14 protein-coding genes and 1 tRNA gene are annotated in these 19,671 nt (G+C 36.3%); 8 read left to right on the forward strand and 7 right to left on the reverse strand.

Going from position 1 to position 19,671, the window contains the following annotated elements:
• Window positions 1-205: 205 nt before the first annotated feature.
• On the reverse strand, window positions 206-2,062 hold the full coding sequence (gene sppA, locus ABN236_RS12360; RefSeq protein WP_349474109.1) for a signal peptide peptidase SppA: 1,857 nt from the start codon (window positions 2,060-2,062) through the stop codon (window positions 206-208).
• Window positions 2,063-2,606: 544 nt separating this feature from the next.
• Here sppA and ABN236_RS12365 point away from each other — a divergent pair.
• The 3 genes from ABN236_RS12365 to ABN236_RS12375 are packed head-to-tail and all read left to right on the forward strand — an operon-like array spanning window position 2,607 to window position 6,183.
• The gene (locus ABN236_RS12365) at window positions 2,607-3,158 is read left to right on the forward strand and encodes an NAD(P)H nitroreductase (RefSeq protein ID WP_023581966.1); all 552 of its coding nucleotides are present in this window, start codon (window positions 2,607-2,609) and stop codon (window positions 3,156-3,158) included.
• Between the two features lie 15 nt (window positions 3,159-3,173).
• Window positions 3,174-4,217, forward strand: coding sequence for a selenide, water dikinase SelD (selD, locus tag ABN236_RS12370; protein WP_088495360.1), 1,044 nt, complete (start codon window positions 3,174-3,176; stop codon window positions 4,215-4,217).
• Window positions 4,218-4,221: 4 nt separating this feature from the next.
• Complete coding sequence (locus tag ABN236_RS12375; RefSeq protein WP_349474110.1) at window positions 4,222-6,183, forward strand: DNA topoisomerase III; 1,962 nt, start codon at window positions 4,222-4,224, stop codon at window positions 6,181-6,183.
• Window positions 6,184-6,246: 63 nt separating this feature from the next.
• On the opposite strand, the gene xthA is transcribed toward ABN236_RS12375, so the two are convergent.
• Entirely contained in the window at window positions 6,247-7,053 is an 807-nt protein-coding gene (xthA, locus tag ABN236_RS12380) for an exodeoxyribonuclease III (RefSeq protein ID WP_088495362.1), read from the reverse strand.
• A gap of 447 nt (window positions 7,054-7,500) precedes the next feature.
• On the opposite strand from xthA, the gene ABN236_RS12385 reads away from it, so the two are divergent.
• Complete coding sequence (locus ABN236_RS12385; RefSeq protein ID WP_349474111.1) at window positions 7,501-8,364, forward strand: LysR family transcriptional regulator; 864 nt, start codon at window positions 7,501-7,503, stop codon at window positions 8,362-8,364.
• A gap of 33 nt (window positions 8,365-8,397) precedes the next feature.
• Here the strand turns inward: ABN236_RS12385 and ABN236_RS12390 are convergent.
• The 3 genes from ABN236_RS12390 to ABN236_RS12400 form a co-directional block, all read right to left on the reverse strand.
• A tRNA-Tyr gene (locus tag ABN236_RS12390) sits at window positions 8,398-8,482 on the reverse strand.
• 255 nt (window positions 8,483-8,737) lie between these two features.
• Window positions 8,738-9,586, reverse strand: a complete 849-nt coding sequence (purU, locus tag ABN236_RS12395; protein WP_069368973.1) for a formyltetrahydrofolate deformylase — start codon at window positions 9,584-9,586, stop codon at window positions 8,738-8,740.
• A 38-nt stretch (window positions 9,587-9,624) separates the two neighbouring features.
• Window positions 9,625-10,098: a YchJ family protein gene (locus ABN236_RS12400; RefSeq protein ID WP_194950643.1), complete on the reverse strand. Its 474-nt coding sequence runs from the start codon at window positions 10,096-10,098 to the stop codon at window positions 9,625-9,627.
• A gap of 149 nt (window positions 10,099-10,247) precedes the next feature.
• On the opposite strand from ABN236_RS12400, the gene rssB reads away from it, so the two are divergent.
• The 3 genes from rssB to ABN236_RS12415 all read left to right on the forward strand — a co-directional run bounded on the left by rssB (window position 10,248) and on the right by ABN236_RS12415 (window position 13,630).
• Entirely contained in the window at window positions 10,248-11,267 is a 1,020-nt protein-coding gene (rssB, locus tag ABN236_RS12405) for a two-component system response regulator RssB (protein ID WP_349474112.1), read from the forward strand.
• 179 nt (window positions 11,268-11,446) lie between these two features.
• Window positions 11,447-12,355 (forward strand): UTP--glucose-1-phosphate uridylyltransferase GalU, encoded by a 909-nt coding sequence (galU, locus tag ABN236_RS12410; protein WP_194950641.1) that lies wholly within the window; start codon window positions 11,447-11,449, stop codon window positions 12,353-12,355.
• Between the two features lie 267 nt (window positions 12,356-12,622).
• On the forward strand, window positions 12,623-13,630 hold the full coding sequence (locus ABN236_RS12415) for an NAD-dependent epimerase (protein ID WP_318618872.1): 1,008 nt from the start codon (window positions 12,623-12,625) through the stop codon (window positions 13,628-13,630).
• A gap of 231 nt (window positions 13,631-13,861) precedes the next feature.
• On the opposite strand, the gene hns is transcribed toward ABN236_RS12415, so the two are convergent.
• Window positions 13,862-14,266 (reverse strand): histone-like nucleoid-structuring protein H-NS, encoded by a 405-nt coding sequence (hns, locus tag ABN236_RS12420; RefSeq protein WP_088495367.1) that lies wholly within the window; start codon window positions 14,264-14,266, stop codon window positions 13,862-13,864.
• A 509-nt stretch (window positions 14,267-14,775) separates the two neighbouring features.
• On the opposite strand from hns, the gene ABN236_RS12425 reads away from it, so the two are divergent.
• A complete protein-coding gene (locus ABN236_RS12425) occupies window positions 14,776-15,372 on the forward strand; it encodes a thymidine kinase (protein WP_023581977.1) in 597 nt (198 codons plus the stop codon).
• A gap of 1,227 nt (window positions 15,373-16,599) precedes the next feature.
• Here the strand turns inward: ABN236_RS12425 and adhE are convergent.
• On the reverse strand, window positions 16,600-19,266 hold the full coding sequence (gene adhE / locus ABN236_RS12430; RefSeq protein WP_088495369.1) for a bifunctional acetaldehyde-CoA/alcohol dehydrogenase: 2,667 nt from the start codon (window positions 19,264-19,266) through the stop codon (window positions 16,600-16,602).
• Between the last annotated feature and the right edge of the window lie 405 nt (window positions 19,267-19,671).

Below are 19,671 nucleotides of genomic sequence, written 5' to 3' on the forward strand. Positions count from 1 at the left end.
TATAGGGAGTTTGCAGAATAAAAAAAGGAAAGGATGCTAAAAAAAAGAAAATAGAGAGTGACTAATATCTGCTTTAAATCATTGTGTTAAAAATAGCGTTAATATAAACGAACAAAAAATATTCATCAGAATATCATTCTATCAAAAGTCAGAAAAAAGAGAGAAATACACCTGCTCAGTGTGAACAGGTGTATCGGTGAAGAGACTATCGAATATCACCACAAGATAAACAATACGCATAGCGATTTAGCGGATCGTTCATATTGCGATAAAACTCTGTCTGTGTTTTAACTTCTTTTAAAACAGGCGCAGGAATATAAGCTTGTAACGGATCAGGAAGAAGTGCTTTTGCGTTAGACGACAAGCTCATTATGATCTGCTCTGACAGGCTTAGCTCTGGTTTCATCCAATCAATAACAGGTTGGTCAATTTTTGCCATTTTAGCAACGGCATCAATAGCATCATCAAAATCACCAAACTCATCGACTAAACCCACATTCTTTGCATCTATTCCTACCCACACTCGACCTTGAGCAATACGATCAATTTGAGCAGGTGTTTTTTTACGAGATTCTGCCACTAAATTAAGAAACGTTTTATAACCACTTTCGATATTGAGCTGTAAAAGCTCTGCAAATTCTTCAGGTAGTTTATTTGTGACAGATAATCCGGCTAATGGCGAAGTTGTGACGCCATCAGTATAAACACCAATAGACTCTAAGCTGTTTTCGAAAGTATTAATAACGCCAAAAATACCAATCGAGCCTGTTAATGTTGATGGACTAGCAATAATCTTACTTGCAGGAGTTGAGATCCAATATCCACCTGATGCAGCTAAACCCCCCATTGAAACAACCACATATTTTTTCTGTTGCTTAAAGGCGGCAATTTCACTTCGTATTTGTTCTGACGCAGAAACACTACCACCAGGACTATTTACACGTAATACAAGTGCCTTAATATTTGGATCTAAACGTGCCTGACGAATTTGATTTGCAATAGTTGAACCACCCGCAGAGCCTGGGATACTTTCACCATCAATAATCGCTCCTTGAACAACGACTACGGCAATATTACCTTCATCACTGGCAGGTAAAGATGAGGTCAGCGTATCGGCATAATCATAAATGCTGATATTGTTAAATTGCTTGTTCTCTTTGTCCCATTGGAAGGTTTCTGTCATATCAGCTTCAAATTGAGCGTATGAGCTTACAGAATCCACTAATTTACGATTTAGCGCATACGTTGCGTTATCCCCATCTGAGTTGCGTAGTTGCGCAATCATCTCTTTTGCACCCGGGAAAACATCTTCAGTGGTAATGCTACGGTTTTCTGCAACTTGGGTTAAATATGTAGACCATAGTGCATTAACTAAACGTAATGAAGCTTCTCGAGATTCCGCAGACATGTCATTACGCATTAATGGCTCAACCGCAGATTTATACGTTCCGACGCGGAAAATATGAGTGCTGACTTTTAAGTTTTCTAACAGTGTTTTGTAATAGAGATTTTGAAAGCCATAACCATAAACACCCACAGCACCTTGAGGTGTGAGATAAATTTTATCTGCATAAGAGGCGAGGTAATATTGTGGCTGGCTGTAATAGCCACTCACTGCAAAAATAGGTTTACCTGTCTTTTTAAACTCATTAAGTGCTTTACCAATATAATTTAACGAAGGCTGATCTGCGCCTGCAAATTCATCAAGTTTGAGCACCATACCTTTAATTTTCGGATCTTGAGAGGCTAGGCGTAGCGTATCGACAACTTCAAATAATGAATTTTCTTGAAGCTGGCTACTTGAAACACCTAAAAGCTCACGTCCAACTTCGCCTAAAGGATTTTGTGTAGCAGTTTGGTCAACAATCACACCTTTAAGATCAACAAGAAGGGCACCTTCATAATCCACTGGTTTTTGTGCTTCTTTGCTAATTAAGAAAATACCAATGACCATAAAGAGAAGGAAAAAGAAAATAACGTTTAAGATTAATTTCCTGATAAAGTTAATGGCTTGCCAACTAAATTTTAATATTGCGCCGATTAACTCCATAATTTTATTCATATTATCTCCACATCATGTAAAGCTAAATTTTAATCCTAAACAGTCATGCTAGAATTATTGGTAAGCAGGCTACATCCACATAATCTCATACTATTAAAACAAAAAATGTTGTTAGCAATAGAGAGAATAGCAATAACAATGAAGGAATATTCTAATATAGCTCTTATTGAATGTCTGTTATTGATTTTTAGGAAGCCACTAATGATAACTTTTGCTTAAGGTGTTATTAAGTAAACATTTATCTTACGTGAAAATAGCTAAATAATTTCACACAAAAAGGCATAAAAGTAATATAGGAATTCGTCGAATTAAAAAGAAAAGTAAGATCAAAATAAGCTTAAATTAACTTAGTAAGCTAAGATTAATCATTTTGTGAACAATAAATTACGATTAAATAACCACACAGCTGATTTTTAGAAAAATTCCCGCCTAAATCTGTGGATGGTGGTAATATAACAGTTTGTTATACTGCGAATTGATAAGAACTGTCCATCCCCATAAGAATGGGATCTTGCTAAAATAAAATGCTGACAGGAGAATAAAAATGGATGCATTAACACTGCTTTTGAACCGCCGTTCAGCTTCCCGACTGACTACTCCAGCCCCTGATAGTGAAGCCCTCAATACTATTTTACAAGCCGGCATGCGCGCGCCTGATCATGGTGCACTTAAGCCTTGGCACTTTGTTGTGATGCAAAATGAAGGTATTGAGCGTTTTAGCCAATTACTGCATAAAGCCGCAGTGGTGGGTAATTTAGGGCCAGAAGTTGAAGAAAAAGCAAAAAATGCACCTTTTCGTGCCCCATTGATCATCACTGTTATTGCGAAAGTGAAAGATCATCCAAAGGTTCCTGAATGGGAGCAAGTTGTCGCTGCTGGTTGTAGTGTTCAAGCAATGCAAATGGCGGCTGTTGCTCAAGGATTTGGGGGGATTTGGCGTTCAGGCTCTTGGACTCACGATGCAGTGGTAAGAGAAGGACTTGGCTGTGGTGAACATGACCAGATTATTGGTTTTCTTTATTTAGGCACGCCAGCCCTGAAAGCGCCAATGACGGTTTCTCCTGCTGACTTAACTGATTTTGTGACTTATTTTTAAAAAGGATGGCATGTTATGTCTGAAGCAATTCGTTTAACACAATACAGTCATGGTGCAGGTTGTGGTTGTAAAATCTCACCAAAAGTTTTAGAAACTATTTTACATAGTGAACAAGCTAAATTTCATGATCCTCATTTACTCGTCGGTAATGAAACCAAAGATGATGCCGCTGTTTATGATTTAGGAAATGGTACAGGTATTATCAGCACTACTGATTTCTTTATGCCAATTGTTGATAACCCTTATGATTTTGGGCGTATCGCTGCAACAAATGCAATCAGTGATATCTTTGCAATGGGTGGAAAACCTATTATGGCGATTGCTATTTTAGGCTGGCCTATTAATAAATTAGCACCTGAAATCGCGCGTGAAGTGATTGAAGGTGGTCGAGCCGCTTGCCAAGAAGCAGGAATTTCGCTGGCTGGTGGTCACTCAATCGATGCGCCAGAGCCTATTTTTGGTCTTGCTGTTACAGGTGTCGTACCTGTGAGCAAAGTGAAGAAAAACAGTGAAGCTAAAGCAGGGTGCCAGCTCTTTTTAACGAAGCCTTTGGGGATCGGTGTATTAACAACAGCTGAGAAGAAAGGTCTGTTAAAACCAGAGCACCAAGGTTTAGCGACAGAAATTATGTGTCGTATGAATAAAGCGGGTTCTGATTTTTCTGATATCGAAGGCGTCACTGCAATGACTGACGTTACAGGATTCGGTTTATTAGGGCATTTAAGCGAGATCTGTGACGGCTCTGGTGTACAAGCTACGATTCATTTCTCACAAGTACCAAGATTACCAGAAGTAGAGTCTTATATTGAACAAGGCTGTGTTCCGGGTGGTACAGGTCGTAACTTTGAAAGTTATGGTCATTTAATTGGTGAGATCACTGAAATGCAACGTAAATTACTTTGTGATCCGCAAACATCAGGTGGCTTATTATTAGCAGTATTGCCTGAAGCCGTTGAACAAGTGAAAGAAGTTGCTTCACGTTTTGATATCGAATTAACTTCTATTGGCGAGCTAACTGCACCAGTAGCTGGAAAAGCGTTGATTGAAGTGACTAACTAACGTAATGAGATTATTTATTGCAGAAAAACCCAGCCTTGCTCGCGCTATTGCTGATGTATTGCCAAAGCCTCATAAAAGGGGCGATGGCTTTATTCTTTGTGGTGATAACCAGTATGTGACGTGGTGTGTTGGTCACTTACTTGAACAAGCTGAGCCGGATGCATACGACCCGCGGTACGCCCGCTGGTCGTTAGATGATTTGCCTATTATTCCTGAAAAATGGCAACTCAAGCCCCGAGCTGATGTTAAAAAACAGCTAGAAACCATCAAAACACTACTTAAGCAAGCAAAAGAAGTGATCCACGCAGGAGACCCCGATCGTGAAGGTCAGCTTTTAGTTGATGAAGTGCTTAACTATTTAAATATCAGCGAAGATCAAAGGAAACAGGCGCGTCGTTGCTTAATTAATGACTTAAACCCAGCGGCAGTGACGCGTGCTATTGATAAACTACGTTATAACCATGAGTTTGTACCATTGTGTGTATCTGCTTTGGCACGAGCAAGAGCAGACTGGCTTTATGGTATTAATATGACTCGAGCCTATACGCTTTTAGGTCAACGCAATGGTTATCAAGGTGTATTGTCCGTGGGGCGAGTACAAACACCCGTATTAGGCTTAGTGGTTCGTCGTGATGAAGAAATTGAAAATTTTGTGCCTAAAGATTTCTTTGAAGTTAAAGCTCATGTTGTAACACCTGCCGATGAACGCTTTACTGCGATTTGGCAGCCAAGCGAGCACTGTGAACCTTGGCAAGATGAAGAAGGGCGATTATTAAATCGTAAGCTTGCAGAGCATGTTGTTGAGCGAATTAAAGACAAACCTGCCAATGTAACGGATTATCAAGATAAGCAAGAATCTGAAATAGCACCGCTTCCTTTTTCGCTTTCCGCGTTACAAATTGAAGCGGCAAAACGCTTTGGTTTAAGCGCACAGCAAGTCTTAGATACATGCCAACGACTCTATGAAACGCATAAACTAATCACTTATCCACGTTCTGACAGTCGTTATTTACCTGATGAACATTTTGCGGGTCGTCATGCTGTTATTAATGCGATTAGCACACATGATGCAAGCCTATTACCGCAAGATACCTTAGATATTGATAAAAAGAATCGTTGCTGGGATGACAAAAAAGTTGATGCTCACCATGCGATTATTCCAACGGCAAAAACGGGTAATATCTCATTAAGTGAAAATGAGAAGAATATTTATTATCTTGTGGCTCGCCAATATCTAATGCAATTTATGCCTGATGCTGTTTATCGTAAATGCGTTATTGAACTTGATATTGAGAATGGCAAGTTTATCGCTAAAGCACGTTTTTTGGCGCAAGCAGGATGGCGAGTATTATTAGGTGCGAAAGAGCAGGATGCTGAAAATGATGGTTCTGCATTGCCAGTAGTGGCTAAAGGTGATGAGTTGCTGTGTGAAAAAGGGGAGATTGTTGAAAAACAAACGCAGCCTCCAAGACCTTTTACTGATGCGACATTGCTTTCTGCTATGACAGGAATTGCACGCTTTGTCCAAGATAAAGAACTTAAAAAAATCCTAAGAGCGACGGATGGATTAGGTACTGAAGCGACAAGAGCGGGAATTATTGAGCTGTTATTTAAGCGTGGCTTTTTGCAAAAGAAAGGGCGAGCCATTAACTCAACCCCAGCAGGTAGAGCATTAATTCATGTATTGCCAGATATGGCAACTTTACCGGACATGACTGCACATTGGGAATCGATACTGACGCAAATTAGTGAGAAGCAATTTAAATATCAAGATTTTATGATGCCATTAAATAACACCTTGATGGAGTTGATTACTCAAGCGAAACGTCGTCCGAACATTCAAGCTTTCAGAAATCTTCCCGCACCTGCGCATAATAAAAAGCGTAAGGCCGCAACGAAAGGAAGTAGCAAAGCCGGCGTGACAAAAAATAAAGCGCAGAGTAAAGAAGCAACAACGGATAAGTAAGCACAAATAAAAAGCACTTCCTTTGTTATCTCGGGGAAGTGCTTTTATTGAATTAAGGTTTAATTAGATTTTAAATTCAGCCCAAACGGGTGCGTGATCAGAGGGCTTTTCCATTCCTCGGATCTCGTAATCAATTCCTGTTGAAATACAATTATCCGCTAAGCAGCGACTTGCTAGAAGTAAGTCAATACGTAAGCCTCGGTTATCATCGAATCCTTTAGAACGATAATCAAACCACGAGAATTTATCATCAGCTTCAGGATGTTGCTGGCGGAATGTATCTGTTAATCCCCAACCCATTAATGTTGCCAGCCATTCACGCTCTTCTGGTAAGAAAGAACATTTGCCTGTTTTTAACCAGCGTTTCATATTATTTTCGCCAATACCGATATCTTTATCTGTTGGGCTAATATTTAAATCACCCATAATAAGTACTGGAGAGGTCGGTTTTAAGCTGGTGGTTAGGTAATTTTGCAGATCAGCATAGAACTTTTCTTTTGCTGGGAATTTAGTCTCATGATCACGGCTTTCACCTTGAGGAAAATAACCGTTCATGACTGTTAATAAACCCGCTGGTGTTTCGATATCAGCCATGATCATTCGGCGCTGAGCATCGTCATCATCACCCGGAAAGCCTTTACGCACTGCAACTGGCTTTTCTTTTGTGAGTAAAGCAACGCCATAATGCCCTTTTTGACCATGATAGAAAACGTGATAACCCAAAGCACCCACCGTATCTAATGGAAACATATCATCATGAACTTTCGTTTCTTGAAGTCCAATAACATCCGGCTGATGTTTTTCTATGATAGCTTCAAGCTGGTGAGGACGAGCGCGTAAACCATTAATATTGAAAGAGACAAATTTCATGTGACTGTAACCATTTATATATTGAATAATAGGATGTCTTATACTAGCAGGATCATAAAATGAATGTAAGCCAATCACTGAAATGATGGCACGGCTTATCAAGAGAAAGATAAAATTAGATAAAAATAAAAGTCATTAAATAGAGTGTGCTAATTTAATAAAAATAATTAATTGCATAACAAAAAATATTAATTAAACAAACTAGAAACATAAACTAATCTTTGATAGAAGAATATAAGTATTATTATTCTTTATATGTGAGGAATGATGACATAATAAAAATAATATTGTAGTTATAAATTGTATTCATTAAAAGGAGGTAAACGAATATTTATATAAAACTGCTTTTATATAAAATTAAATTTTAAATTAATTAATCACTATTTTATTTACATTAAATGAATTGATGAAATTATTTTATTCTACACAGCAAAGGAATGGTGAATTATGTTTTTTTCTCGTAAGTTAGAAGCCTTTATGGCTGTAGTCGAAAATGGCTCGTTAAGTAAAGCCGCGCGTGTGATGAATCGCACGACACCTCCTATCGCTAAATCTATCAAAGACTTTGAAGCCGTGTTAGGAAAGCGTTTATTTAAGCGAGAAAAGTTTGGTATGAGTTTAACCCAAGAAGGACTTGAGCTTTATAATGATTTGAAATCGCTTTATCTTCAGGAAAAAGAGATAACTAAAAAACATATCTCGGGGATCATAAACAATAGCATTCATGTTTATTATGATTGGGGAAAAAGCCAGTATTTAACTCAGTTTTATCAAGCGGCAAATAAAAATTATTCCCATATAAATATCATGCGATTTTCAAAAGAAAATTTTGAAGAAATACCCGACTATGATGGTAATACATTAATATTAAGCTCTGATAAAATTATTAGTGAAAAATTTAGCCTTCTTCATAAAATAGAAAATAAATACTTAGGTATTTGTTGTCAAAAAATACTCGCGAATAGTATGAATAATAATATTGATAGGCTTTTAAGTGAAAATATATGGTTATGTGATCCCGCATTATACAAGACAGCTAAGATAAAAAAATTAGAGAGTGAAATCGGGAATAGAGGAAAAACCGTGTGTGTCAGAATAATGGATGATCTTAATTGCTGTTTACGTTTTATTCAAACGCATCATTCTCTTTTATTAACTGACGAAAACCCATTGAAAAATGAGTTTGAGGCAGACTTATGCTTTATACCATTAACTCAACCTGAAATACGGTATAGCTGTTATATCTATAAATCTAAGTATCACTCAAGTGTATTGAATCGATTTTTGGATTTAATTGATAAAATGGAATAAAAAGAATTTTTAGAGAGTAAAGCTAAGAGGAGATGGTGGTGGGAGAAGGATTCGAACCTTCGAAGTCTGTGACGGCAGATTTACAGTCTGCTCCCTTTGGCCGCTTGGGTATCCCACCAACATTAAATTGTTTTGCTGTCCGTGACAGCGGGCGCAATAATACCAAATACCTGAGATCTGTAAAGCGCTATTTTGCTAAAAATCGACTGACTGCTGTAAAAATGTGCGCATTGTTCAAGCTTTATGCGCTATCGTATTGATTTTAAGCAATATGATCCATATTAATAAGGGATAAAAAATAAACCGCGATATGCTTTATATCGCGGTTTACATTTAGATAGCTGTACTGTGTGCGTTATTAGTGACAGAAAACTTATAAAATGATGGTTCTGTTACCGTAAACGAAAACGCGTTGTGAAAGTACCCAATATAAAGCATGGCTAAGAACATTCTTTTCAACATCTCGACCCGCTCTCATCATATCTTCAGCAGAAAACGTATGGTCAACATTAATCACGTTTTGAGTGATGATTGGGCCTTCATCTAAATTATCATTTACGTAGTGTGCTGTTGCACCAATGATTTTAACACCGCGCTCATAAGCCTGATGGTAAGGACGTGCACCAATAAAGGCAGGTAAGAAGGAGTGGTGAATATTAATAATTTGATTTGGGAAGTTTTGTACAAATGCCGGTGTTAATACACGCATATATTTTGCGAGCACAACATAATCAGGTTTGTATTGATTAATTTGTGCAATTAACTTCTCATCATGTTGATCACGAGTTAAGCCTTCATGGCTAACAAGATGGAAAGGAATACCAAATTGTTCTACTAAATGTTTTAACGTGTCGTGGTTACCAATGACAGCGGCAATTTCAACATCCAAATCACCAAATGCACTTTTCATTAATAAGTCACCCAAGCAGTGTGCTTCTTTTGTCACCATAATGACAATGCGACGACGGCCTGCGGTATTTAATTCGCGTTTTGAACCTTGTGGTAAAGCATCATCTAAATCCGCAAGAAAGGTTTCATCATTAAAGATACCTTCCAGCTCGGTGCGCATAAAAAAGCGACCTGTACGATGATCAACAAATTCACTATTTTGAACAATATTTAATTGATGTTTGTAGCAAATATTCGTGATTTTAGCGATAAGTCCTTTTGCATCAGGGCAAATAGTACGCAGTATTTTTTTTTGAGTATTTTGGTGTTGCATGTATGGATAAATCCTTTCTTTTACTTCTGTGTTTGCAGTTATTTGATGTTATTTTCACAACATTTTTTGTATTTACGTCCTGAGCCACAAGGGCAGGGATCGTTTCGTCCCACTTTCGGTTTCACACCGTCAATATAAAACCAACAGTCATCTATTTTTAGAAAACGAGAGCGTTCATGTAAGTACTGTTTATCATCGGCATTTCTTTCAATAAAGCAAGCCGAGAATTCAACATATGCCTCATTTTTATTTGTGCTCGCTTGTGATGAGATAATATTAAGTCCAAGCCATTGTGTATTTGGAAAACCTGAAACTAATTCATCATGCAAGGATGCAACACGGCAAGAAGGATGCCACGACTTTATTAAGTAATCAGCATCATGTTTAACAAACGCGCTATAACGCGAACGCATCAATGCTTCTGCTGTTGGGGCGTTTTTTTGACCTAAATGGTAAGGCTCACAACAATCAGAATAGAATAATTGGCTATTACAGGGGCATAAACTCGACAAAATAATGTCCTAACTCACGTTATCAGTATGACGATTTCCCATAGATTGAAAAAAGTAACGATTGGGAATAATTAACGTCAATGTTGAACTAAACTAATAATGTAGCGCTAATTAATCAGCATGTGAAACGATAGTTACCGGAGTCACCAATGAACAAAGCCTTAGTGGGTAAAAAAATCTTAATAATTGATGATGAGGTCGTTTTTCGTACCATGTTGACGGAATACTTCTCATATGAGAAGGCTTGTGTCTATACAACTGATAATGGCAGCCAAGCATTATCTTTATTAGAGGGAGGATTGCTCCCTGATCTTATTTTATGTGATATCCGTATGCCAGTAATGAATGGACCCACTTTTTTGTGTCATCTTGAACAACGAAAATTGGCTATTCCTGTTATTGCTATTTCATGTACAGATAATATGGCTGAGATAGATGATATGTTGCGTTTAGGGGCACAAGAGATTTTCCTTAAGCCAATAACACATCTTGATAAATTAAAACAAAAAGTCATTGAAGTATTATGCCCTGGATTTTTTGAATCAGTATTAATAGAAGGTATACATTTAGAACCACTTTGGAATAGCTTACGAAAAGATACCCATTATATTCAGTCGTTCATAAAACAGATGCAACCTCAGGTTAAGCAAGTTGTTGCGGGATATTGTGTTAATTATCGTCAATTAAATGATATCGCTAAAATGGGTCTGTTATTTGATATTGCGGCTTTATCAGAAGATCAAATTATTTTCTATTGTGTCGATATATCAAGAGATGATGAAAATGGGCTTTTGGTTGCTTTACTCTTACGGGTTGTTTTTAATGATGTATTAAAATCATCAGAAAAAGTGCGATCTTTACCAAGTATGTATAATATGTTGAATAAACTAAATAAAATGCTTAATGAGATTGGGGTGAAAGGACAATTTCCTATTACACTCGGTTATTATCATACTCAGAAAAAAAATATACTATTAGCATCAGCAGGATTAAAAGCTGAAATAAAAACAGAAAGTAAAAAATTCGAATTAAATAGTGGTGTCCCTTTAGGTACGTTGCAACTTTTATATATTAATCAAGTAAAATGCGAGGGAACAAATTGGCAATGTAAAATTTGGGATAACACAAATCAGATTAAATTAATGTTTTCCCCTATCTATAAAAGTTAAATTTAGATTAAATAAAAACAGAATATCGTGCATATATTAAACATAAATGAAGAACTATCTCAATTAACGGGTAGGGCTCTGTTTATCCTTAGATATTAGCTGGTATACTCTGGCGATTATTTTTAATTGTACCCCTTCACATTTGAAAGTAGAACGGTACGAATTGCAGGAGAAGTATAATGTCATCAGCAGTGCGTAAAGTTAGAAAAGCGGTGATCCCTGTTGCTGGATTAGGCACAAGAATGCTACCTGCAACCAAGGCAATCCCAAAAGAGATGTTGCCTGTGGTTGATAAGCCTCTTATTCAATATGTAGTGAATGAATGTATTGCAGCAGGTATTAATGAAATTGTGCTTGTTACACATTCATCTAAAAATTCAATTGAAAACCATTTTGATACGAGTTTTGAATTAGAAGCGATTTTAGAAAAACGAGTAAAACGTCAGTTATTAGAAGAAGTACAAGGCATTTGTCCAAGCCATGTCACTATTATGCAAACTCGTCAGGGAATAGCAAAAGGATTAGGTCATGCCATTTTATGTGCTAAGCCACTAATTGGTGATGAACCTTTCGCTGTTATCCTGCCTGATGTTATTTTAGATAGATACAGTGCGGATTTAACAAAAGTTAACTTAAGAGAGATGCTTTCTCATTTTGAACGTTCAGGCGCAAGTCAAATCCTTGTTGAACCTGTTCCTGAAGATGAAGTCTCTAATTATGGTATTGTTGATTGCATGGGCGAAAATTTATGTCCAGGTGATAGTAAACCAATTACTCGTGTTGTTGAAAAGCCTAAGAAAGAAGAAGCTCCTTCGAATTTATCTATCGTAGGGCGTTATGTATTATCTGAAAGTATTTGGCCACTATTAGCGAAAACCGCACCGGGTGCCGGAGATGAAATTCAGTTAACTGATGCAATCGCAATGCTGATTGAAAAAGAACCTGTTGAAGCTTATCACCTACAAGGGAAAAGCCACGATTGTGGTAATAAACTAGGATATATGAAAGCCTTCGTAGAGTACGGAATACAGCACGAAGAGTTTGGCGAAGATTTTGCACAATGGCTAAAATCATTAAAGATACAGTGATATAAAGTTTATTAATAATCATTTATATGGTTAATCTCATTGTATAATTCCTATAAGTGCATGCTGCGTAATAAGCTGGTTATTTTATGGGAAAAGCTAGATAAAGCGATTGTAAGAGATTAAGGTATGGCTCAATGCATTTAGTATTGGGCCATGTTGATTTCTGTAATGTATGACGATGTTAAGCGTTATGATGTTTAATCAAGGTGATATTAAGCATGATAGCGTTGACATAAAAATAAATTATTGGGTTATTTGAGTGATAATATGAAAATATTGGTAACAGGTGCTGCGGGTTTTATTGGCTATCATATGAGTCAGCGTTTAATCGAAATGGGTTATCATGTTGTTGGAATAGATAACTTAAATGATTATTATGATGTGCGCTTAAAAGAAGCTCGATTAGCTAAATTACAACAGCTAGAAAATTTCCATTTTGAGAAACTTGATATTGTTGACTCAGCAAAAGTGGCTCAATTATTTGCATCACACCAATTTGACCGAGTTATTCATTTAGCGGCTCAACCGGGTGTTCGCTACTCGATTGAAAATCCAATGGCATATATTGATGCGAATATCGTTGGTCATATTAATATATTAGAAGGATGTCGCCATAATAAAGTTGGACATCTTATCTACTCATCTTCAAGCTCTGTTTATGGTTTAAATCAGAAACAGCCTTTCTCAACAGAAGATAGTGTTGATCATCCAGTTTCATTATATGCAGCAACAAAGAAAGCTAATGAGTTAATGTCTCATAGTTATTCACATCTATATCAATTACCGACAACTGGATTACGTTTCTTCACGGTATATGGCCCTTGGGGTCGCCCTGACATGGCATTATTTAAGTTCACTAAAGCAATGTTAGCCGGTGAACCTATTGATGTTTATAACGGTGGCAATATGACACGTGATTTCACTTATGTTGATGATATTGTGGGATCAGTAGTTCGATTAGTTAATGTTATACCTGAAGCAGATGAAAACTGGACAGTAGAAAAAGGTGAAACATCGTCAAGTTCTGCACCTTATAAAATCTATAATGTGGGTAATGGGCAACCGACTAAATTGATGGCATTTATTGAAGCGATAGAAAAATCACTCAATATTAAAGCTAAATTGAATTTAATGCCGATGCAAGACGGTGATGTTCTTTCTACTTGTGCTGATTGCCAAGATTTGTCTGAGACAATCGGTTTTTCGCCGAATACAGAAGTAGAATATGGCGTAAAACAGTTTGTTGATTGGTATTTAAGTTATTATAAAAATTAATAATATTAGTTTAATTAAATCAAAGAAAAAAGGAGCTATAAAAGCTCCTTTTTCATTATAAATAAAAATAAATAACGTAGTTATTACATTTTTTATTTTTGCTTACCTACATCTAATACAAACAACATCAGCACTATTAAAATTAAACGCTTGTTTAAATTAAATGAGGTAAACAAGAAAATACCCTTTTAAATAATTAAAAGGGTATTTCAAATAGAGTATTGACTTAAATTACAGCAGGAAATCGTCTAATGATTTGCCTTCTTCATCAATAGCACGTTTGATTACAGCTGGTGTGCGACCTTGGCCTGTCCAAGTTTTAGTTTCACCATTTTCATCAACGTAAGAGTATTTAGCTGGGCGAGCTGCACGTTTAGCACGGCCAGTTTTATTAACAGCACTTGCTTCAAGTAAGTCTGTTGGATCAATACCGGCTTCTTCTAACATTTCACGGTATTTTTGTAATTTCTGAACACGTTCTTCTTCAGCTGCTTTTTCTAATGAGAATTCTTCACGACGCTCATTAACGACAACTTCGAGTTTCTCCAGCATTTCTTCTAAAGTTTCTAAAGAAGTTTCTCTTGCTTGTGCGCGGAGAGTACGGATGTTATTTAATATTTTTAAAGATTCGCTCATTTTCCTGGTCTCAAATAAATGTTGTTGGCTGATGTAATACTAATAATAGATTGCTATTTAAATTTCTGCAATACCTAAATACAAACCTTACGTAAAATTTCTTTTTTTTAAACTAATATCTCAACGAAAAAAATAATAAAAGTTGAGGCATCTTTAGTCAATAAAGGAAATATTAGTAAGGAAATGCATCTTTTAACTGATGATAGCGCTAATGCTAAAGAATAGAAAGCTTTGTTCATTTTTTTATAATAACGGACTTTTTTCTAAAAATGGAATCGGACTAACTTTCATACTTTAATAAAGGTATATCAAGGTGTGTTTTAATATGTTAAGTACTTATTAAAGCTATTTATTTTTTAAGCAAAAATTAGCATTAACAACGAACTTCATCTTTCGGCGGTATATCTAGAATAGAAATAAAGGTAATAAATATTTGTTATGGATAACTTGTAGATTGTTTATGTTAGACTGTCGCTCGTGAAAATAAACGCTATTTAAGGAGAGAGCTGATGGCTCAGCTTTACTTTTATTATTCAGCCATGAATGCTGGAAAATCAACATCTTTATTGCAATCCTCTTATAACTATAATGAACGAGGAATGCGCACATTGATTTTCACTGCGGCTATTGATACACGCTTTGCAAAGGGAAAGATTAGCTCAAGAATAGGATTAAGTGCGGATGCATTACTCTTTAGTGATGATATGAATATTCGTGACGTTATTGTTGCTGAGCATAACAAACAGCCTATTCACTGTGTATTGATTGATGAGTGCCAATTTTTAAGTAAGGCACATGTTGAACAACTTTGCGAAATAACGGATACCTATGATATTCCCGTTCTCACATATGGGCTAAGAACGGATTTTAGAGGTGAGTTATTTACAGGTAGTGCTTATTTATTAGCATGGGCTGATAAGCTCGTAGAACTTAAAACAGTATGTTACTGCGGTAGAAAGGCGAATAAAGTATTACGCTTAGATGATAAAGGAAATGTACTGAGTGATGGTGCTCAAGTTGAAATTGGTGGAAATGAAAAATATGTTTCAGTCTGCCGTAAGCATTATACACAGGCAACACTAAAAGGGTGTATTGAACAAGAGTAACCTTTTCATTTTCCCTCTTTTACTAATTTGTCAGAGTGAAAGAGGGGGATGAAATAAGAATTCAAATAAAATGTTATATTACGTAATACTAAAAAATGTTTATATATTTTTAAATTTTAGCCAATTTATTGGCTTTTTTTATATCAAATTGCAGTGCGGTTGATTTTCTTCTGTGAAGATATGTTATTTTTTTATGGGAAAATTTATTTATTTCATCGATTTCATTATCATTAATCAAAAAAGACATAATCAAATATACGTAAGGTGTTTGTTTTGTGATGTCGATATTGTTTTTTACAAATGATAAGAGAAAGAGACATTTGATGCATTTATATTATTCATAGTTTAATAAAATTGAATAAAGATAGTCATAAAATACTAAGAAATATTTCTTTTATCTATGGTTGGTATAATGAAACATTTATATCGGGTTTTATAGATGCTGATTATGGGATGCTTAAGTTGTTATTGAATAAATAAAACACTTCGCTGTATGCCAGTTAATACGGATAAACAGGCTCCTTTCATACTCCTAAAGGAGTAATTTCTAAGTGGAATGCACAAATAGCGACCTTTATTACGCTATTACTTTAGCAGATTCAAGATAACAAACCTCATTTTGATAATATTTTATTGAAACTATGTTTCTTATAAATCCAAGATAACTAGAGATATAAAATATTTAGATTTCTATATTTTGATCACTAATTAATAATCAATGTGATTAAGTCTATTTATTTTTTATCAGATAAGAATAAAAGTACGATTGCAAATCGTAACGCAAACACAATGGTTTCAAATAACATCTCGTTATAGTCATTTTATGAAGGGAATAAGGTAAGAGTGAAATAATTATACCAACTAATGAAAGAGGAGAGGAGTTTGACAAGCCCTGTAATCGCTCACAAGACACTTTTTATAATGTGGTAATGCAATGATGTAACTTAAGAGATAAGTAGCTCAGTGCTTTTTTTAGAGCCAATTATAAACATATAAAGGAATGCACTATTTTTATAGTAAAAATTGAACCCATCAACTAAGTGTAAATACTTATTGTTTGTGACTAAATAGTGACTTACCTCGCCATATTCCTCAATCTTAAAAATCAGTAGCGAAATGTATATAGATAAATAATAAGCCATAAGAAAACCCAGCCATAGGACTGGGTTTTTATTTAAGAACAAATAATCGAAATATTGAGGATCACACTAACACAGCGTGTTTCGATTATTTTTTACTGCTTTTTTTAGCAGGTTTTGTCTCTTCTTTCACTTCAACAACGGGATGTTCATTAAATTCACGACCGTAGTAAGAATCTAATAACAGTTGTTTTAGTTCAGAGATCAGTGGGTAACGTGGGTTAGCACCAGTACACTGATCGTCAAACGCATCTTCAGATAATTTATCAACTCTTGCTAAGAAATCACTTTCTTGAACACCCGCTTCACGAATAGAAGATGGAATTCCTAATGAAGATTTCATTTCTTCTAACCAAGCTAATAATTTCTCAATTTTAGCAGCAGTACGGTCACCCGGTGCTGAAAGTTCTAAGTGGTCAGCAATTTCTGCATAACGACGACGCGCTTGAGGACGGTCGTATTGGCTAAATGCAGTTTGTTTTGTTGGGTTGTCATTAGCGTTGTAACGAATAACGTTTGAAATTAATAACGCATTAGCTAAACCGTGAGGAATATGGAACTCAGAGCCTAATTTATGCGCCATTGAGTGACAAACACCCAAGAATGCGTTAGCAAAAGCGATACCTGCAATAGTTGCAGCATTATGAACACGCTCACGAGCAACAGGGTTTTTAGCACCTTCATGATAACTTGCAGGCAGATATTCTTTCAGTAATTTTAATGCTTGCAGTGCTTGTCCATCAGAATATTCGTTCGCTAATACAGAAACGTAAGCTTCTAATGCGTGAGTTACAGCATCTAAACCACCAAATGCACACAGAGATTTAGGCATATTCATAACAAGGTTTGCATCAACGATAGCCATATCTGGTGTTAATGCATAGTCTGCTAATGGATATTTCTGACCTGTTTCATCATCAGTTACTACTGCAAATGGTGTTACTTCAGAGCCTGTACCTGATGTTGTTGTGATAGCAACCATTTGTGCTTTCACACCCATTTTCGGGAATTTGTAAATACGTTTACGGATATCCATAAAGCGTAATGCTAATTCTTCGAAATGAGTTTCTGGGTGCTCATACATAACCCACATGATTTTTGCAGCATCCATTGGTGAACCACCACCTAATGCGATGATCACGTCAGGTTTAAAGCTGTTCATCTGTTCTGCGCCTTTACGCACAACGCTTAATGTTGGATCTGCTTCAACTTCAAAGAAGACTTCTGTTTCAACACCGAATTTTTTCAGTACACGAGTGACTTCATCAACATAACCATTGTTGAATAAGAAACCATCGGTCACGATAAAGGCACGTTTTTTACCATCAGTCGCAATCTCTTCCAGTGCGATAGGTAAACAACCACGGCGGAAGTAAATAGATTTAGGAAGTTTATGCCACAACATATTCTCTGCTCTTTTCGCCACGGTTTTAGTGTTGATAAGGTGTTTTGGCCCTACGTTTTCAGATATGGAGTTACCACCCCATGAACCACAACCTAATGTTAGAGAAGGAGCAAGTTTAAAGTTGTATAAGTCACCAATACCACCTTGAGATGCTGGAGTATTGATTAAAATACGAGATGTTTTCATCTTGTCGCCGAAGTAGGCAACATGTTCAGGGCAGTTATCTTGGTCTGTATATAAGCAAGAAGTATGACCGATACCACCCATCTCAACTAATTTTTCAGCTTTTAGCACGGCATCTTCAAATGATTGAGCATGATACATTGCTAATAGTGGAGATAGTTTTTCGTGAGCAAACGGCTCAGCTTCTGTTGTTTCTTTTACTTCACCAATTAAAATTTTGGTATTTACTGGTACTTCAATGCCAGCCATTTCAGCAATTTTTGTTGCAGGTTGACCCACAATGGCTGCGTTTAAGTTACCGTCTTTTAAAATGATATCTTGAACAGCTTTTAATTCTTTACCTGTCAGCATGTAACCGCCGTGAGTAGAGAAACGCTCACGAACTTGTTTATAAATGCTGTCAACAACGATAACAGATTGCTCTGACGCACAAATTACGCCGTTATCGAAAGTTTTAGACATTAAGATTGAAGCTACTGCACGTTTGATATCAGCAGAGTCATCAATAACAACTGGCGTATTACCTGCACCAACACCGATAGCTGGTTTACCTGAACTATACGCTGCTTTAACCATGCCTGGACCACCTGTCGCCAAGATCAGGTTAATATCATCATGGTGCATTAATGCGTTAGATAGAGCGACTGAAGGCTCATCAATCCAACCGATAATATCTTTTGGTGCGCCTGCTGCGATAGCTGCATTTAAGACGATTTCAGCAGCACGGTTTGTTGCTTCTTTTGCACGAGGGTGTGGAGAGAAGATAATACCATTACGTGTTTTTAAGCTAATTAATGCTTTAAAAATCGCAGTAGAAGTTGGGTTAGTTGTTGGTACGATACCACAGATGATCCCAATAGGTTCAGCGATGGTCATTGTGCCATAAGTCAGATCTTCAGATAAGATCCCGCAGGTTTTTTCGTCTTTATACGCATTGTAGATATACTCAGAAGCAAAGTGGTTTTTAATCACTTTATCTTCAACGATACCCATACCAGACTCTTTAACAGCCAATTTTGCAAGAGGAATACGAGCATCAGCGGCAGCTAATGCAGCAGCACGGAAAATGGCATCAACTTGTTCTTGAGAGAAGTTAGCAAATTCACGTTGAGCTTTTTTTACACGAGCAACCAAATCATTGAGTTCAGTAACGTTAGTTACAGACATAAAGAGACTCCTGATAAAATGTTAAATTTTTTAAGCAAATTAGCCGTTTTCATCATAACTAATAAGAATAGCCTAGATAGATGATAGTGTGCTTATTTCAGTAATAATTATTAGAGGGCATAATTTGCTTAAAAAACTTAAAAAAAACAATAATAAAGACAAATATATTTTCGAAGTAACCCTCTTTCTTCGAATGATAACAGCTTACCATCTTTCTAATTAATTAACGTGATGTATATCACAAAATTGGCAAGCTGACACCTTTCAGCAAGGCTATTTATGAGAATGATTCTTATATGTAATAAATGTTCAACGATTTTTTTGTCGTATAGTTTATTTCGATATAAAATTAAACCACTAGGTTTTGATCGGTTTACAAGAGAATATTTTAGGTAAAAACTTGTT

The organism is Proteus sp. fly-1013, assembly GCF_040140245.1.
GTDB lineage: Bacteria > Pseudomonadota > Gammaproteobacteria > Enterobacterales > Enterobacteriaceae > Proteus > Proteus mirabilis_B.

Excerpts from the sequence above, each read along its gene's own strand:
- ABN236_RS12415 (WP_318618872.1), top strand. The coding sequence starts at position 12,623 with ATGAAAATATTGGTAACAGGTGCTGCGGGTTTTATTGGCTATCATATG.
- selD (WP_088495360.1), top strand. The coding sequence starts at position 3,174 with ATGTCTGAAGCAATTCGTTTAACACAATACAGTCATGGTGCAGGTTGT.
- ABN236_RS12385 (WP_349474111.1), top strand. The coding sequence starts at position 7,501 with ATGTTTTTTTCTCGTAAGTTAGAAGCCTTTATGGCTGTAGTCGAAAAT.
- ABN236_RS12365 (WP_023581966.1), top strand. The coding sequence starts at position 2,607 with ATGGATGCATTAACACTGCTTTTGAACCGCCGTTCAGCTTCCCGACTG.
- adhE (WP_088495369.1), bottom strand. The coding sequence starts at position 19,266 with ATGTCTGTAACTAACGTTACTGAACTCAATGATTTGGTTGCTCGTGTA.
- rssB (WP_349474112.1), top strand. The coding sequence starts at position 10,248 with ATGAACAAAGCCTTAGTGGGTAAAAAAATCTTAATAATTGATGATGAG.
- ABN236_RS12425 (WP_023581977.1), top strand. The coding sequence starts at position 14,776 with ATGGCTCAGCTTTACTTTTATTATTCAGCCATGAATGCTGGAAAATCA.
- xthA (WP_088495362.1), bottom strand. The coding sequence starts at position 7,053 with ATGAAATTTGTCTCTTTCAATATTAATGGTTTACGCGCTCGTCCTCAC.
- purU (WP_069368973.1), bottom strand. The coding sequence starts at position 9,586 with ATGCAACACCAAAATACTCAAAAAAAAATACTGCGTACTATTTGCCCT.
- sppA (WP_349474109.1), bottom strand. The coding sequence starts at position 2,062 with ATGAATAAAATTATGGAGTTAATCGGCGCAATATTAAAATTTAGTTGG.
- ABN236_RS12375 (WP_349474110.1), top strand. The coding sequence starts at position 4,222 with ATGAGATTATTTATTGCAGAAAAACCCAGCCTTGCTCGCGCTATTGCT.
- galU (WP_194950641.1), top strand. The coding sequence starts at position 11,447 with ATGTCATCAGCAGTGCGTAAAGTTAGAAAAGCGGTGATCCCTGTTGCT.
- hns (WP_088495367.1), bottom strand. The coding sequence starts at position 14,266 with ATGAGCGAATCTTTAAAAATATTAAATAACATCCGTACTCTCCGCGCA.